This window comes from Candidatus Pelagibacter sp. PS_43 (assembly GCF_059417795.1).
This window is the reverse complement of record NZ_CM182066.1, coordinates 54,077-69,587: the sequence shown is the minus strand read 5'-3', so window position 1 is coordinate 69,587 and position 15,511 is coordinate 54,077. Positions and strand designations below refer to the sequence as shown.

The window sequence follows — 15,511 nt, the reverse complement described above, 5'->3', positions numbered from 1 at the left end:
ATTATACTTTTGGTAAAGTTACTCCAGTTTGACCCATATATTTTCCTTTACGGTCAGCGTACGAAGTTTCAGGAGATTGATCTCCTTTCAAAAATAAAAATTGAGCAACACCTTCATTTGCATAAATCTTTGCTGGGAGCGGTGTGGTATTTGAAAATTCAAGGGTAACAGTTCCAAAAAATTCAGATTCAATAGGGGTTACGTTCACTATAATTCCTGTTCTAGCATAAGTACTCTTGCCAACAACAATACACATGATGTTTCTTGGTATTTTAAAAACCTCTATAGTAGTTCCTAGAGCAAAAGAGTTAGGTGGAATAATGATATAATCAGAGCTTTTTTTAGTTACAAAATTATCTGGTGTAAATTCTTTAGGATCAACAATTGAGGAGTTAACATTGTGAAAAATTTTAAATTCATCTCCTACTCTCGCATCATAACCAAATGAACTTAGACCATAAGAAATTTTACCCTCTCTGACCTGTTTGTCTATAAAGGGAGAAATCATTGCCTCTTCAACTGCCAACTTCCTTATAGATTTGTCGGAAAGTACTGACATTATTTACTTTTCTTCTTATTTTTTTTTTGAAAAATTTTTCTTTTTTTTAAATTTTTTTTAAGAGCAAGACTTAACTTCTCATTTTTTTCTTTATCATTCATTATTTATCTGGATTAGTTAGAAAATCTAATGTGATAGGTTTTGAAGCATCCAAAACCTTCTCTGGCTCTTGTTGAGCTTTTGGACCTTCTTTAGCTTCTCTTTTTGCTCTTTTTTCTGCAAGCTTTTTTTCTCTCTTAGCTTGCTTTTCCATGAGCTTGTTTCCTTTAGTGGATTTATAATCGTAATGAATTCCCATAAAATTTTTCCTTCACTAGGTATAAATCATTATATGAAAAAAATTAAGGCAATATTTTGAAAAAAATGATTTATTATAAAAATACTCAATAAATACCAAAATAGCCCCTATAGTTAAATGGCATAACGTGTCCATGGTAAGGATAAATTTCAAGTTCGATTCTTGGTGGGGGCACCAGATTATTTTTTATAAAATATTTTTCTAGCAATAATTGCGGCTATTAATAAAACTCCAAAAGCAATCAATGGTATGTAGATGTCTGGTGAATATATCAGATCAGTCACACTGGGAGCCTCTAAATTTTGTTCTATAATTTTTTCAAGGCCACTTCCAATGGATACAACTAAAAATAGAGGTGGTGTTAACCCTATTAATGTCGCCCAAAAAAAATTACTTGTCTTAACATTGAAAATACAAGGTAGCACATTTGATAATGCAAAAGGAATCCCTCCGATAAATCTATAAGCTAAAAGATAAATAAATTCTGATTTTTTAAATTTAGCTTCTAAATTTTTAAATCGATTTAAAAACTTTTCTTTAATAATTTCTTTAAAAAAATAATTTCCAATAATGTAAAGAATTGTTGCTCCAATAGTCATTCCAATTAATAGAATAAAAGTTCCAAGCCACTTACCAAAAATAAAACCTGCTAAGAACGCAGCTGGTAAACCAAATCCAGCCATAACAACCCAAACTATTGTGGCTATTAAAAATATTAAAGAAATTAAAAATAAATTGGTTTGTTTTAATCCAAAAAAATAATCTCTATTATTTTTAATAAATTCATAGCTTGTTAATTCTTCAAGGGTAAATTTTGATAAGAAAAAGTATAAAAATGATGAAACTACTAGAAGATAAAATAAACCTAAAGTTATCTTAACTTTTTTTGATTTTTCCATAATTTACTTAAAGTAATATAAAATCTTCTATTTGCTATTTATACATTTAATTACTATAAAGGGCGAAATTTATTAAAAATTAAATATATCCTATGAAAAGAACATATCAGCCTAAAGTTGGAAAACGTCTTAAGAAACATGGTTTCAGATCAAAGATGGCAACTAAAGGTGGAAAAAAACTTCTAAAGAGAAGAAGAGCTAAGGGACGTAAGAATCTTACAGTATCATCTACCCAAAAAAAACCTCAGGGTAAATAATTCAAACTAAATGAAAAGCAAAATTGTTGCTCTTTCTAAAAACGAAGATTTCAAAAATTTACTTAAGAAAAAGAAAGTCTCAAATAAGTATATCACTCTTTTTTTTGGTCCTCTCGCAGATAAGGATAATAAAAAACTAAATATTAGCTTTGTAGTTAAAAAAAAACTTATCCGTGGTGCTGTAAAGAGAAATAAAATTAAAAGAAGATTAAGAAATATAATGAACGAAGCTGTAAAAAAAGTGTCTATAAACTTTAATTATTCTTACCTTGTGATTGCGAAAATAACTATGCTAAACAATGAATATGCGATAATAAAAGATACTTTATTCCAAGACATAGAAAAGATTAAGTAATGAACATTATATCAAATATTTTAATTGGCCTGATCAAATTTTATAAAATAGTTATTAGTCCTTATTTAACTCCTTCGTGTAGATATCTACCAACCTGCTCAGAATATACAATTGAATGTTTAAGAACATATGGGCTTATTAAAGGGATCTCAAAAAGTACTAAACGAATATTTTCGTGTCATCCCATTAAAATGTTGGGTGGTGGTGAAGGGTTTGATCCAGTAATTAAAGAATTAAAGGGTAAGAAATAATGGATACAAAAAACGTAATTGCAGCTATATCCTTATCAGCAGCTGTAATTGTTTTATACTCTCTTTTTTTTCAGCCTGATCCTGCAGCTATAAAACAAAATCTAGCTGAACAAAAAAAAATTGAAAACAATACAGATACTCCAAGCTTAGATAAAAATGAAAACTTTGCAAAACTATCAAGAACAGATGCTTTAAAAGAAAATGATAGAATACAATTTGAAAATGAAAGTGTTATTGGATCAATTTCTTTAAAAGGTGCAACAATAGATGACTTAACTTTTAAAGAATATAATGTTGAACTTAATAAAAATGAAAAAATAGTCTTATTAAACCCAAGAAATGTTGAAGATGGTTACTTAATTGAAAGTGGCTTTGTAAGCACTAATAAAAATATTGATATCCCTGATGCTTCTACCGTCTGGGAGATTTCTGGAAATAAAAGATTAACTAACAATAATCCTGTGAAACTAACATGGAGCAACTCTCAAGGCATCACATTTGAAAAACATATAAGTCTAGATGACCAATTTTTATTTACTGTAAAAGAAAAAATTATTAATTCATCAGATAAATCTTATAATTTTTACTCCTACGGGCAAATAATTAGAAACAAAATACCAGAGATATCTGGCTTTTATATTTTGCATGAAGGGTTTTTATCTGTACTTGATGATCAATTAATTGAAGAAGATTACGATGATATCCAAGAAAAGAAATTTACTCAAATTGCACAAGATGGATTTGTTGCTATTTCAGATAAATTTTGGGTTACATCAGTTATACCACCAAAAGGAAAAGAGTTTAAAACAACTTTTGATTATAAAAATAAATTCAGAGCCAACTACATATCAACTAAAGGTATAGAAGTTAAAGCAAACAGCTCTATTGAAGAAAAAATTCAAATTATAGTTGCAGCTAAAAGAGTAAGTGTCATTGATGGTTATGCTGAAAATTTAGATATCAATAAATTTGATCTAGCGATTGACTGGGGCTTTATGTATTTCATTACAAAACCTCTATTCTTTGTATTGGATTACTTCTTTAAATTACTTGGTAATTATGGTTTAGCAATTATTGCTGTCACTATTTGTATTAGACTAGCTTTCTTCCCTCTTGCCAACTTTAGTTTTAAGTCCATGGGGAAAATGAAGTTATTAGCGCCTGAAATGGCTCGTCTGAAAGAATTGCATAAGGATGATAAAATGAAATTGCAACAAGCGATGATGGCTCTTTATAAGAAAGAAAAAGTTAATCCTATGAGTGGTTGTCTACCTATCCTGGTTCAGATTCCTGTTTTCTTTGCGTTGTATAAAGTATTATTTGTAACCATTGAAATGAGACACATGCCATTTTATGGATGGATACATGACTTAAGCGATAGAGACCCAACATCTTTGTTTAATGTTTTTGGTTTGATTCCTTGGGATCCACCTTCTTTCTTGTTAATAGGTGCTTGGCCAATAATTATGGGAATCACGATGTGGATTCAGCAGAAACTTAATCCAACACCACCTGATCCTATACAAGCTAAAATATTTATGTTTTTTCCAGTATTTCTAACTGTAATTCTTGCACCATTTCCTGCGGGTCTTGTTATCTACTGGAGCTTTAACAACATCTTCACAATGATTCAACAATATATTGTTCAAAGAAAAATGACTATCAAAACAACATAAATGTCATCGTCAAAAGAAGAAGAATTAACAAACATCCTACCTAAAGACGGCCCAACAGTTAAAGAGGTAAAAAAATATTTAGAAAAGTATAATGATGAATTTATTGTCATTAAATGCGGGGGTAGTGTTTTAATTGATCCAAAATTATTTAAAATTTTTATTGAAGATGTTGCTGTTTTAAAAAAACTTGGTTTTAATCCCATAGTTATCCACGGTGGTGGGAAAAGGATAAACAGCAAACTAGATGAGCTTAACATTAAAAGTGATTTTATTAATGGACTAAGAGTTACAGATAAAAATACTATTAATATAGTTGAAGATGTATTGATTGAATTTAATAAAGAAATTGTTAATGCTTTAAATGAGCAATCTTGTGAAACAAAAGGAATTACTTCAAAAGAATACAATATAATAACTGTAAAACTTGAAAGTGACAAATTAGGTTTTGTAGGTACTCCCACTCAGATTAAAACTAATGTTTTAAAAGAAATTATTAAAGTTAATGAAGTTCCCGTTGTTGCACCATTAGGATTAGATGAAAACAATCAAACTTTTAATATAAATGCTGATACTGCTGCAGGATCAATAGCAATTGAGTTAAAAGCTAGAAGATTAATGATTATCAGCGATGTAGAGGGCGTATTAGACAGTGAAAAAAAACTAATCCCTGAAATTAATTCTAAAAAAGCTAATGAATTAATTGATCAAAAAGTAATTTCTGGTGGAATGATACCTAAAATTAAGAATTGTCTAGATGTTGCCAGTAAAGGAGTTAAGGCAGTTGTAATAATTGATGGAAGAAAAAATCACTCACTCCTTTTTGAACTATTGTCTGATAAAGGTTCAGGAACTTTAATAAGAGAATGAAAAATTTAATTAATACTAAATACTGGTTATTCGACTTAGATAATACTTTGTATTCTGGACAAACTAAGGTTTTTTCTGAAGTTGATAAAAAAATGTCTTCTTTTATTTCAAAGAAATTTAATGTGGATTTAATTAAAGCAAAAGAAATTCAAAAAGAATACTTCTATGAATATGGAACAACATTATCAGGATTAATGACTCACGATAAAATTGATCCACATGAATTTCTGGAATTTGTTCATGACATTGATATTAGCTGGCTTCCTAAAGATAAGTTGCTGCGGGAAGAATTAATTAAAATTAAAGAAAAAAAATATATTTTTACTAATGGTTCTCATGCTCATGTTGAAAATGTAACTAAACAACTAGGTATAGATGGTTTGTTTGATGGAGCATTTGATATTGTTGATGCTAATTTTATACCTAAACCAAAAATTGAACCTTATAAAAAAATAATTGAAAAATTTAATCTTGATCCAACAAAATCAATATTAATCGAAGATATTGCTCATAATTTAGAACAAGCTAAAAACTTGGGAATGAAAACTTGCTGGCTTGAGAATGATGAAGTATTTGCAAAAAAAGATGCGGATAAACCATATATTGATTATAAGATTAAGAACTTGCCTTCTTTTCTTCAAGAAATTAATGTATTAAAAGCACAATAAAACTAACCTACTAACGATAAAAAAAAACTATGAAAGAATTTGAAAACATTATCAATACAGCTTGGGAAAATAAAGATTCCATAAATGGTCAATCTGATAAGTCTATATTAGATGCCATCAACCAAACAATTGAACTTGTTGATAATGGTGAACTAAGAGTTGCTGAAAAAAATGGTAATGAGTGGGTAGTCAATCAGTGGGTTAAAAAAGCAATAATGCTAAGTTTTAGGACCCATGATATGGACTCATTGAGTGGCCCATATAGCAGTTGGTATGACAAATCTCATTTACTAAAAGGTAAAACGTCAGGTTGGACAAAAGAAGATCATATAAAAGCTGGTTTTAGAATGGTTCCTAATTCACCTGTTAGAAAAGGTTCTTTTATTGGAAAAAATGCAGTGCTTATGCCTTGCTTTGTAAATATTGGAGCATATGTAGATGAAGGTACCATGGTCGATACTTGGGCTTCTGTAGGATCGTGTGCACAAATAGGAAAGAACTGTCACATATCAGGTGGTGCCGGAATTGGAGGTGTATTAGAACCAATGCAAGCTAACCCTACTATCATCGAAGATAACTGCTTTATTGGAGCTCGTTCAGAGATAGTTGAAGGAGTAATTGTTGGAGAAGGATCTGTATTATCTATGGGTGTATTTATTGGTCAATCTACAAAAATTGTTTACCGAGAAACTGGTGAAGTAATCTATGGAAAAATTCCGCCGTACTCAGTAATAGTACCGGGCAGCATTCCAAGTAAAGATGGTAAAGGTCCTGCTTTATATTGTGCAGTAATTATTAAACAAGTTGATGAAAAAACTAGATCTAAAACCTCTATTAACGACTTATTAAGAGACTAAATGCCAAATTATAATGAAATTACATTAGCTAAAGAGCTAATAAGATTTCCAAGCATTACACCAGTTGATGCTGGAGTAATGAAATTCTTAGCTAAAAAATTAACTGCTATTGGATTTAAATGTAAGATTTTAGAGTTTAAAGATAAAAATTCTAAACCAGTTAAAAACCTATATGCGAGATTAGGTAATTCTCAACCAAACTTTATGTTTGCTGGTCACTTAGATGTTGTTCCTCCTGGAAATATGAAAGATTGGACGATTAGGCCTTTTAGTCCAGCTATTAAAAAAAATCATCTTATTGGTAGAGGTGCTAACGACATGAAAAGTGCAATAGCAAGCTGGGTTGTTGCTGTAAATAACTTTTTATCAAATAATAAAAAAATCAATGGATCAATTAGTTTATTAATTACTGGTGATGAAGAAGGTGTTGCAATTAATGGTACTAAAAAAGTAGTTGATTATTTAAAAAAGAAAAAAGAAAAAATAGATTTTTGTTTAGTTGGTGAGCCAACAAACCCAAATAAACTTGGTGAAATGATTAAAATTGGTAGAAGAGGAAGTCTCAATGCTGAATTAACTATAATTGGAACTCAAGGTCATGTTGCTTATCCGCATCGTGCTAAAAATCCATCAACTTCTTTAATTAAAATACTAAATGAAATAAAAGAAATAAAATTTGATAAAGGAACAAAAGACTTTCAGCCAACAAATTTAGAAGTAACTAAAATTAATATAAATAATACAGCTGATAATGTTATTCCAGGGCTCGCAAGAGCTACATTTAACATAAGATTTAACAATAAACATACATCTTCTAACTTAAAGAATAGATTAAATAAAATTTTCAAAAAAATTACTAAAAAGGATAAATCTAATTTTAAAGTAGATTATCGTGTATCAGGTGAAGCTTTTTTAACTAAGCCCAATAAAACAACTTACATGATTCAAGATGTAATAAAAAAAATTACAAAAATTAAACCTAAATTGTCTACAACAGGTGGAACTTCAGACGCAAGATTTATTAGAAAAATTGCTCCATGTTTAGAATTTGGTTTAGTGGGCAAAACAATGCACAAAGTAGATGAGGCAGTATCTATTTCAGACTTAAAAAAGTTAACAAAGATATATTCTGAAATTCTTAAAAATTACTTTTAATGATTTGCATTAAAACAGATATTCCTAAAGAACTGAATGATATTGATGATGAATTAAAAGCTATTTATCACTCTAAAGATACAGTTTGTTTTTTTGTTTTTAAAAATAGAGAGCAACGTAATGAGTTTGTAGAAAGAACCAAAGGAATGCCAAAAGTAGAACGAGAAACTATTTACCAAGAATATCTATCTTAAATGAAAACTGGTTTAATAACCTCTGATACTTATCAAAATCACAATACGGGCGACAGTCATCCAGAGAAAATTGATAGAGTTACAGTAGTTATTGATAATTTCAAAAAATTGGATAATAAAAATTTAGTTTGGAAAAAACCTTCAAAATTTAACCGATCACTTTTAGAAATAACTCACAATTCCGATTATATAAATTTCGTAGAAAAATCTTTTCCTGAAAAAGGATTATCCTTTTTAGATGGAGACACGATTGTCTCCCCAGGAAGTAAGGATGCCACATTAGATGCAGTAGGTTCAATCATTACAGCTATTGATGGTGTTCAAAATAAAAATTTTAACAATGCATTTTGTGCTGTCAGGCCTCCAGGGCATCATGCAGAGAAAAATAAAGCTATGGGTTTTTGCATCTATAACAATGTGGCTGTTGGAGCCAATTATCTTATAAACAAATACAAACTTAAAAAAGTAGCAATTATTGATTTTGATGTTCATCATGGAAATGGCACTCAAGATATTTTTTATGATAATGAAAAAGTTCTATACATATCTACTCATCAATACCCTTATTACCCAGGCTCAGGCACTAATGATGAAAAAGGAAAACATAACAATATATTAAATATTCCTTTGCCAGCAGGAACAACCTCCGAAGAATATTTAAATGCCTATGAATCTGTTCTTAATAAAATTAAAGAATTTAAACCTGAATTCATCTTGCTTTCTGCAGGGTTTGATGCCCATAAAGATGATCCATTGGCACAACTTCAATTAGAGTCAAAAGACTTTTATAACATTACCAAAAGAACACTTGAGCTATCAAAACAATATTGTGATGGAAAAGTAGTATCAATTTTAGAAGGTGGATACGATCTGCTAGCACTTCAAGAAAGTACTGAGATGCATGTAAAAGCTTTACTAGAATTTAATTGATAATTTCTTAATACACATTAAAGAACTCACAATGAAACTTTACAAAATTAAAAAATCTAACATCGATAAAAAAGGTCGTGGGCTATATGCTACAAAAGACATCAAAGAAGGCACTAGAATTATTGATTATGTTGGCAAAATTATTACTAAGAAACAAACAGAAGAATCACAAAAGTTTGATAATGCAAAGCCCATCTATTTGTTTAATTTAAATAAAAAATACGACTTGGATGGAGATGTTTCTTGGAATACCGCACGTTTAATAAATCACTCTTGCTCTAATAATTGTGATTATAACGGGACAGGTTTAAAGTTATGGGTAGTTGCTATAAGAGATATTAAAAAGGGTGAAGAAATTACAGCTGATTATGGTTTTGGCTATGATGAAGATTACAAACAATTTCCATGCAAATGTAAGTCAAAAAATTGTTGTGGCTATATTGTTAGAGCAGAGTCTAGATGGAGAATTAATAAAAAATTTAGCATTGGCCAACAAAAAACTAGTAAATAACTTTTTCTAAAAATAATCCCTCAGCAGGTGCAGGTGGTGCACAAAGAATTCTTTTTTTTGATTTAATAACAAATTCAAATTTTTTTAAATTCCATTTATTTTCAGCTAAGTATTTTAAACTACCTACCATTGATCGTACTTGTTGTTGTAAAAATGATTGTGATTTAAATTGTAATTCAATTCTTCCACCATTTGATTTAATCAAAACAGATTCCATAGTTTTAATTGGACTTTTTGCATTACAGCTTGATGCTCTAAAAGTAGAAAAGTCTTTAGTACCTAAAAGTTTTTTTGCTCCTTTTTTCATTAACTCAATATCTAATTTTTTTATTATGTGCCAACCTCTTTCTTTTTCAAGAGAAGGCTTACTTAATCTATTAAAAATTATATATTTATAAATTCTTTGTTTGGCTGAATGTCTTGCATGAAATTTTAGACTTCTTTTTTTAATTTTTAAAATAGAAATACCTTTATCATTTATAAAATGATTAATTGATTTTAATAACTTATCTAAATTTTGAATTTCTTTTTTGCAGTCAAAATGAGCTGACTGCTCTATCGCATGAACGCCTGCGTCTGTTCTTCCAGATCCTATCAAAACCACTTTTTCTTTTAAAAGTTTTGATAATTTGATTTGTATTTCTTTTTGAATTGATTTTCCTTTAGATTGTATTTGCCAACCAACAAAACTTGTTCCTATATACTCTATCAAAATTTGATATCTAAACATTTGTTAATCTTGAGCCTTTTATTATTTGAGAACCAAGAACAAATTCATTAATATTTTGAGGCTTTTTTCCTTGTCTTTGAATTTCAATAACTTTTATAGATTTTTGATCTCCACAGCTAATTTCTAAGTCACTAGTCATTACTTCACCTATCTCACCACTTTTAGTACCTAATTCTGCTTTTAAAATTTTATATCTTTCTTCTTTAAAAATAAAAAAAGCCCCAGGGCTTGGGTATAATCCGTTTATTTTACCAATTATATTTTCTGCATTATCACTCCATTTTATTTCACCCTCAGATTTTTTAATTTTAGATGCATAGGTTGCATTGTTATGATCTTGCTCTTTAAATCTTACAGTATTATCAAGTATACCATCAATATTTTCTGATATTTTTTCTGAGGCTAAAATTGAAAGTTTTGTTGATATTGTTTCTGCATTGTCATTTTCTTTAATATCTATTTTATATGAATTACAAACAGGTCCAGTATCAAGTTTTTCTCCAATTTTCATAATACTTATACCTGTTTCTTTTTCTAAATTTATGATTGACCTTTGAATAGGGGCAGCTCCTCTCCACTTTGGTAATAATGATGCATGTATATTAATAAAACCTTTTTTGGATAAATCTAAAAAATCATTAGGAATTATTTGTCCATATGCAACTACTATAACTATATCAACATCTAATTTTTTAAAAAAATTAAATTCTTCATTATTACCTTTTAAAATTCTAGGGGTCCTACATTCAATATTTAATTCCTCTGAAATAACATGTATGGGTGATTTATTGTATCTTTGCCCTCTTTGTGATTTTTGTGGTGGCTGCGTATAAGTTGCAGATATCAAATATTTTTTTTTATGAAGTGCTTTTAGTATAGGTACAGCAAAAGATGGTGTACCCATAAAGACAATCTTCCTTGTCATTACTAAACAATAATTCTTTTAGATTTAAATTTAGAAAGTTTTTTTATAATCATTGATTTTTTGAGTTTTGATAAATAGTCTATGAATAAAATACCCTCTAAATGATCAATTTCGTGTTGAATACATGTTGCTAATAAACCCTCTGCTTTTAATATTTGTTTTTTTCCATAATAATCTAAATATTCAACCTCACACGTTTTTGGTCTTTCTATTTCTGCAAATTGATCTGGTACTGATAAGCATCCCTCTTCATATCTAGATTTATTTTCATTTTTATTTTTTATAACTGGGTTTACAAAATACAGTGGCTCTTTTTTATTTTCATCTCTACTAATATCCATAACAATAATTCTTTTAGGAATACCAATTTGAATAGCCGCCAAGCCTATTCCGGGTGCTGCATACATTGTATCAAGCATATCATCCATTAGCTTTCTTTCTTCATCACCCACCTTTTCAACAGGCTTTGAAATTTGCCTCAAAAATTTATTTGGTTCTGTCAAGATTTGTTTAACTGCCATAATTATCTATTATTTTAGTATAATTTTTAAACTTTTAAAGGAAGAACTTTAAGCAGAATCTTATTTCTTATTGGATCAATATCTAGCTGGTTAAGAGCACTAATTATAAAATATAATGTATCATCATCAATATTTTTTAGTTCATCTCGTCCAATAACTTCAATAACTCTAAGTATTGTTGCTGCCATATCTCCACTATTTATAAATATTTGAATATCTGATGGCATTTCATAGTCATTGGGTTCATATAAAGTATTAAATTTATCAAGAACTTTTACTCCATCAGACTTTAAAGACTCAATTAAAATAATATCTTTTTTTGAGAAAAAATATTTTTTATCTTTTTTAATTTTTTTTAATAAATTGTTTACGTCTTTGTTAATATCACTTAAGCCATTTTCTAATATAAAATGATTAATCAATTTTGATTGATGTAAAATTTTATTATTTATTTTAATATTAGTTAATTTATTTTCTTTTTTATCAATATAATTTTGATAAAAAGTTGTGTAATTAGATGGGACTTCTTGTTCATCAATATCACTTAAAAGGTTTCTTAATTCATCAGAAAATGCGTCTTCCATTTCATCGATTTTAAAGGAGTTTTTTAGTGCATTCATTAGTTCAAGTTTTTTTTCTATATTTGTTGTAATCAAAATTCCTTGATAAATTAAAGCCCTAGACTCAATAGCAGGGAGTACTTTTGTAGATTCTTTAATGTTGAGTAGTTGATTTATGGTGAATTGGAATCTCTTATAAAGTTCAAACAATTCCTTTTCTGAATAATTGCCATCATGAGTGGCCTTTTCAATATTTGTAATTTTATCTAATTCATTAATTTCAATATCATTAATTTTATATAAAAGGTTTGATGTCGACAAATATCGCCATATTTCTTTTGCTGTTGAGTTTTTAGGTTCAAATTTAAAATCTGGGTTAGTTATATGAGATAAATGAAAATTTAATATTGTATTTTCTGATATTTCTGTATCAGGTTCGTTGGTATAACCCATCAAATAATTAATTTTTTTTTCAAAAAACTTATCATTAAAATCATTAAGTTCTTTTTTTAAATCTATCAGTAGTTGAGCTTCTTCTTTTTTGTTATTATGAATGAGGCAATAAATATTAAATTTAGACAAATAAACATCTTCTATGGAATCTTTAATTTCAGAAAATATTTCACAAGCTTTTTTAACATTTGATTCAGACAAATAATAATCAACTAAATATTTAGTTAATTTTGAATTCTCATTGATAATTTGATTTGTTAATAAATAATTTTCAATTAATTGATAATTTGATTTTTTAATAAGCCAGTTAGACTTTATTTCTAAAAACTGTTCTTCTGTAATATTTTGTTTGGGATAATATGCATTGGTCAAAAGTAAAATATCCATTATTTCTGAAGCATCTTGAGATAAATTGAGCTTATCTATGCGTTTAAAAATATTTAAAATTTGATCACCATTAGAATTAGACCACATATTTATATCTAGCCCATTTTCTTCTGGATCATATAAGCCTACTAATTTTACCTCTTTTGAGACTAAAGTTTGTGATTGCTCTATATTTAACTCACTATTACTTTGAGATTGCATTTCATAAATACTGTTCTGAGGAATTTCTTTGTCATCATCATTTTTGGTATTTAAGACTTTATTGGTATTGCTCTTATCTTCTATGCTCCAGATATCAATAGGTTCTTGTGATTGAACATTAAGACTTATAAAAAAGGAAAACAGAAAAATTATAAAACATTTTCTATTTAACAATTTTAAGTTTTTCATTTGAGATAATTTTTTCAACATCTTTGTTGGGATATGGGACTTCTATTTTTCCTAAAAACATTGTGGCAACTACAACAACAACTAAAATCAATAATACTTTAATTAATAGACCTCTAGTTCTGCTGCTACTTGTATTTTTTGTAAATTGCATATAATCTTTTATTAATTTCAAATTAAGACATATTTGTGTTTTTTCAATAAAGAAAGCTTATGGATTCAAATAAAAACATCATTTTTTTAGGAATGATGGGATCTGGAAAATCCTCTATAGGAAGTTTAGTGTCAAAAAAACTAAAACTTCCATTCATCGATATTGATAATTTAATTGAGGAGTCTTTAAGGATGTCAATTACAGAAATATTTGAAAATAAAGGAGAAGATTATTTCAGAAAATTAGAAGAAAAAATCACACTTAAATCCTTAAAAAATAAAAAAAATGTGATTGCTCTGGGTGGAGGTGGTTTTATAAATGATAATGTTAGAAAAGAGGTTTTGTCAAATCATATCAGTTTTTGGCTTGATTGGGATGAATCAATTTTGCTTCAAAGAATAAGAAATAGTAAAAAAAGACCATTAGTTTTTAAATCAACCGATAAGGAAATTAAAGAAATTATTAAAAAAAGAATTAAGGTATATTCTAAAGCACAATTTAAGATAAACTGTAATAAACTTACAAAAACTGAAATACAAAAAAAAATATTAAAAATTTATGAGCTTAATTAAAATACAAGTGAATACTGCCAATCAAGAATACCCTATTTATATCGGAAATAATATTTTAAATAAATTAAATAATTTTTTAAAAAACACTTCTATAAATTTAAATAATTGTCTTGTTGTGGCAGACAAAAATGTCCCCAAAAAATTGATTAAAGAAGTACTTAAATCTTTACCAAGATACTCAACTATAATTCACTATTTTAATGCGAGTGAAAAAAATAAAAATCAAAATAGTGTACAAAAAATTTTATCAATTCTTTTAAAAAAAAACTTTAACAGAAACGATTGTTTAATTTCTATTGGAGGGGGCATAACAGGAGATGTCTCGGGGTTTGCAGCAAGTATATATAAAAGAGGTTTAAAATTTATTAATATTCCAACTACTTTACTCTCACAGGTCGACTCATCAATTGGTGGCAAGACTGGTGTAAATACCCCGTATGGTAAAAATTTAATTGGATCATTCTATCAACCAAGTTTAGTTGTTTCTGATATTAATTTTTTAAAGTCTTTGCCAAAAAGGGAAATCGTTTGTGGTTATGGAGAGGTACTTAAACACGCTCTGATTAAAGATAAGAAATTCTTTTTATTTTTGAATAAAAATGGAACTAACATTTTAAGATTAAAAAGCCCATTCATTGAAAAAGCTATTTATCAAAGCTGTTTAATAAAAAAAAGAGTGGTTGAGGAAGATGAAAAAGAGATGGGGATAAGAAAAATATTAAACCTCGGACATACATTTGCTCACGCATTCGAAGCAACACTTGGATACTCAAAAAGATTAAATCACGGTGAGGCTGTTATACTGGGAGTAAAAACAGCAGCAAAGTTCAGTCTAATAAATAAAAATTTAAATATAAAAGATTTTCAAATAATTGAAAATCATCTTAATAAATTAAATCTTCTCAGTGATATTAATAAATTTTTTTCAATTAAGGATCTTAATAAGATTTTATCTTTTATGAAAAAGGATAAAAAAAACAATACAAAAAAAATTAATTTAATTTTATTAAAAAAAATTGGTACCCCTATTCATAAACTTGAATTCAATGAAAAAAGAATTGCTACTTTTTTACAAAAAGAATTAATTCAATAATATTTGTATTGAATGTATATAATTTCTAAGTTCTAAATCTAAGATATTATAAATTTTTTTTGTTGATTCTATTTTAGATAATTGAGCAAGCTCATTAGATTTAATGGTCAATTTTAAATGGTACCTTCCTTCTTGATTTTGCTTGTGGTTTTTATGTAGAAAACTTTTATCTTCAATTTTTAAATCCTGAATTATGATTTCCTTTTGAAGTTTATTTTTAACAATTGTAATTAATTCGTTTATATTCATAAA

22 protein-coding genes and 1 tRNA gene are annotated in these 15,511 nt (G+C 28.0%); 14 read left to right on the top strand and 9 right to left on the bottom strand.

Annotated elements, in window-relative coordinates; translation table 11 throughout:
* Position 1: 1 nt before the first annotated feature.
* Together dcd and AC5SLL_RS00365 are read right to left on the bottom strand one after the other, a co-directional pair.
* Positions 2–559, bottom strand: coding sequence for a dCTP deaminase (dcd, locus tag AC5SLL_RS00370; protein WP_271516584.1), 558 nt, complete (start codon positions 557–559; stop codon positions 2–4).
* Between the two features lie 100 nt (positions 560–659).
* The gene (locus AC5SLL_RS00365) at positions 660–857 is read right to left on the bottom strand and encodes a hypothetical protein (protein ID WP_494580001.1); all 198 of its coding nucleotides are present in this window, start codon (positions 855–857) and stop codon (positions 660–662) included.
* A 103-nt stretch (positions 858–960) separates the two neighbouring features.
* Between AC5SLL_RS00365 and AC5SLL_RS00360 the strand changes: the two genes are divergently transcribed.
* Positions 961–1,034, top strand: a tRNA-Thr gene (locus tag AC5SLL_RS00360).
* A gap of 2 nt (positions 1,035–1,036) precedes the next feature.
* On the opposite strand, the gene AC5SLL_RS00355 is transcribed toward AC5SLL_RS00360, so the two are convergent.
* Entirely contained in the window at positions 1,037–1,756 is a 720-nt protein-coding gene (locus AC5SLL_RS00355) for a TVP38/TMEM64 family protein (RefSeq protein WP_494586638.1), read from the bottom strand.
* A gap of 92 nt (positions 1,757–1,848) precedes the next feature.
* Here AC5SLL_RS00355 and rpmH point away from each other — a divergent pair, with 92 nt between their 5' ends.
* Genes rpmH through AC5SLL_RS00300 form a run of 11 tightly spaced genes read left to right on the top strand, consistent with a single transcriptional unit; the run spans position 1,849 to position 9,477 of the window.
* Positions 1,849–2,013, top strand: coding sequence for a 50S ribosomal protein L34 (gene rpmH / locus AC5SLL_RS00350; RefSeq protein WP_271516905.1), 165 nt, complete (start codon positions 1,849–1,851; stop codon positions 2,011–2,013).
* A gap of 10 nt (positions 2,014–2,023) precedes the next feature.
* Positions 2,024–2,368 carry a ribonuclease P protein component gene (rnpA, locus tag AC5SLL_RS00345; protein WP_271516908.1) on the top strand — a complete coding sequence of 115 codons (345 nt, stop codon included), beginning with the start codon at positions 2,024–2,026 and terminating at the stop codon, positions 2,366–2,368.
* Entirely contained in the window at positions 2,368–2,619 is a 252-nt protein-coding gene (gene yidD, locus AC5SLL_RS00340) for a membrane protein insertion efficiency factor YidD (RefSeq protein ID WP_271516911.1), read from the top strand. Before rnpA ends, yidD begins: the two co-directional genes overlap by 1 nt.
* A complete protein-coding gene (gene yidC / locus AC5SLL_RS00335) occupies positions 2,619–4,295 on the top strand; it encodes a membrane protein insertase YidC (protein WP_494586637.1) in 1,677 nt (558 codons plus the stop codon). The genes yidD and yidC overlap by 1 nt, the downstream gene beginning before the upstream one ends.
* On the top strand, positions 4,296–5,162 hold the full coding sequence (gene argB / locus AC5SLL_RS00330) for an acetylglutamate kinase (RefSeq protein ID WP_494586636.1): 867 nt from the start codon (positions 4,296–4,298) through the stop codon (positions 5,160–5,162). It abuts the gene before it with no gap.
* Positions 5,159–5,830 (top strand): pyrimidine 5'-nucleotidase, encoded by a 672-nt coding sequence (locus AC5SLL_RS00325; RefSeq protein ID WP_494586635.1) that lies wholly within the window; start codon positions 5,159–5,161, stop codon positions 5,828–5,830. The genes argB and AC5SLL_RS00325 overlap by 4 nt, the downstream gene beginning before the upstream one ends.
* A 29-nt stretch (positions 5,831–5,859) precedes the next feature.
* On the top strand, positions 5,860–6,687 hold the full coding sequence (gene dapD, locus AC5SLL_RS00320; protein WP_494586634.1) for a 2,3,4,5-tetrahydropyridine-2,6-dicarboxylate N-succinyltransferase: 828 nt from the start codon (positions 5,860–5,862) through the stop codon (positions 6,685–6,687).
* Positions 6,688–7,842 carry a succinyl-diaminopimelate desuccinylase gene (dapE, locus tag AC5SLL_RS00315; protein ID WP_494586633.1) on the top strand — a complete coding sequence of 385 codons (1,155 nt, stop codon included), beginning with the start codon at positions 6,688–6,690 and terminating at the stop codon, positions 7,840–7,842.
* Positions 7,842–8,036 (top strand): hypothetical protein, encoded by a 195-nt coding sequence (locus AC5SLL_RS00310; protein WP_011281728.1) that lies wholly within the window; start codon positions 7,842–7,844, stop codon positions 8,034–8,036. Before dapE ends, AC5SLL_RS00310 begins: the two co-directional genes overlap by 1 nt.
* Positions 8,037–8,966, top strand: a complete 930-nt coding sequence (locus AC5SLL_RS00305; protein ID WP_494586632.1) for a histone deacetylase family protein — start codon at positions 8,037–8,039, stop codon at positions 8,964–8,966.
* A gap of 31 nt (positions 8,967–8,997) precedes the next feature.
* On the top strand, positions 8,998–9,477 hold the full coding sequence (locus AC5SLL_RS00300) for an SET domain-containing protein (protein WP_494586631.1): 480 nt from the start codon (positions 8,998–9,000) through the stop codon (positions 9,475–9,477).
* Here the strand turns inward: AC5SLL_RS00300 and truA are convergent.
* The 5 genes from truA to AC5SLL_RS00275 are packed head-to-tail and all read right to left on the bottom strand — an operon-like array spanning position 9,467 to position 13,615.
* Positions 9,467–10,207, bottom strand: coding sequence for a tRNA pseudouridine(38-40) synthase TruA (gene truA / locus AC5SLL_RS00295; protein ID WP_271516934.1), 741 nt, complete (start codon positions 10,205–10,207; stop codon positions 9,467–9,469). The two genes, AC5SLL_RS00300 and truA, sit on opposite strands and share 11 nt — an antisense overlap.
* Positions 10,200–11,132: a methionyl-tRNA formyltransferase gene (fmt, locus tag AC5SLL_RS00290; protein WP_494586630.1), complete on the bottom strand. Its 933-nt coding sequence runs from the start codon at positions 11,130–11,132 to the stop codon at positions 10,200–10,202. Before fmt ends, truA begins: the two co-directional genes overlap by 8 nt.
* A gap of 2 nt (positions 11,133–11,134) precedes the next feature.
* Complete coding sequence (gene def / locus AC5SLL_RS00285) at positions 11,135–11,653, bottom strand: peptide deformylase (protein WP_494586629.1); 519 nt, start codon at positions 11,651–11,653, stop codon at positions 11,135–11,137.
* Positions 11,654–11,679: 26 nt separating this feature from the next.
* Positions 11,680–13,443 (bottom strand): hypothetical protein, encoded by a 1,764-nt coding sequence (locus tag AC5SLL_RS00280; protein ID WP_494586628.1) that lies wholly within the window; start codon positions 13,441–13,443, stop codon positions 11,680–11,682.
* Positions 13,418–13,615 (bottom strand): hypothetical protein, encoded by a 198-nt coding sequence (locus AC5SLL_RS00275; protein WP_494573224.1) that lies wholly within the window; start codon positions 13,613–13,615, stop codon positions 13,418–13,420. The genes AC5SLL_RS00280 and AC5SLL_RS00275 overlap by 26 nt, the downstream gene beginning before the upstream one ends.
* A 38-nt stretch (positions 13,616–13,653) precedes the next feature.
* Between AC5SLL_RS00275 and AC5SLL_RS00270 the strand changes: the two genes are divergently transcribed.
* Together AC5SLL_RS00270 and aroB are read left to right on the top strand one after the other, a co-directional pair.
* Positions 13,654–14,166, top strand: coding sequence for a shikimate kinase (locus AC5SLL_RS00270; protein ID WP_494586627.1), 513 nt, complete (start codon positions 13,654–13,656; stop codon positions 14,164–14,166).
* The gene (aroB, locus tag AC5SLL_RS00265) at positions 14,153–15,259 is read left to right on the top strand and encodes a 3-dehydroquinate synthase (protein WP_494586626.1); all 1,107 of its coding nucleotides are present in this window, start codon (positions 14,153–14,155) and stop codon (positions 15,257–15,259) included. The genes AC5SLL_RS00270 and aroB overlap by 14 nt, the downstream gene beginning before the upstream one ends.
* On the opposite strand, the gene AC5SLL_RS00260 is transcribed toward aroB, so the two are convergent.
* On the bottom strand, positions 15,248–15,508 hold the full coding sequence (locus tag AC5SLL_RS00260) for a BolA/IbaG family iron-sulfur metabolism protein (RefSeq protein WP_494586625.1): 261 nt from the start codon (positions 15,506–15,508) through the stop codon (positions 15,248–15,250). The two genes, aroB and AC5SLL_RS00260, sit on opposite strands and share 12 nt — an antisense overlap.
* Positions 15,509–15,511 lie beyond the last annotated feature (3 nt).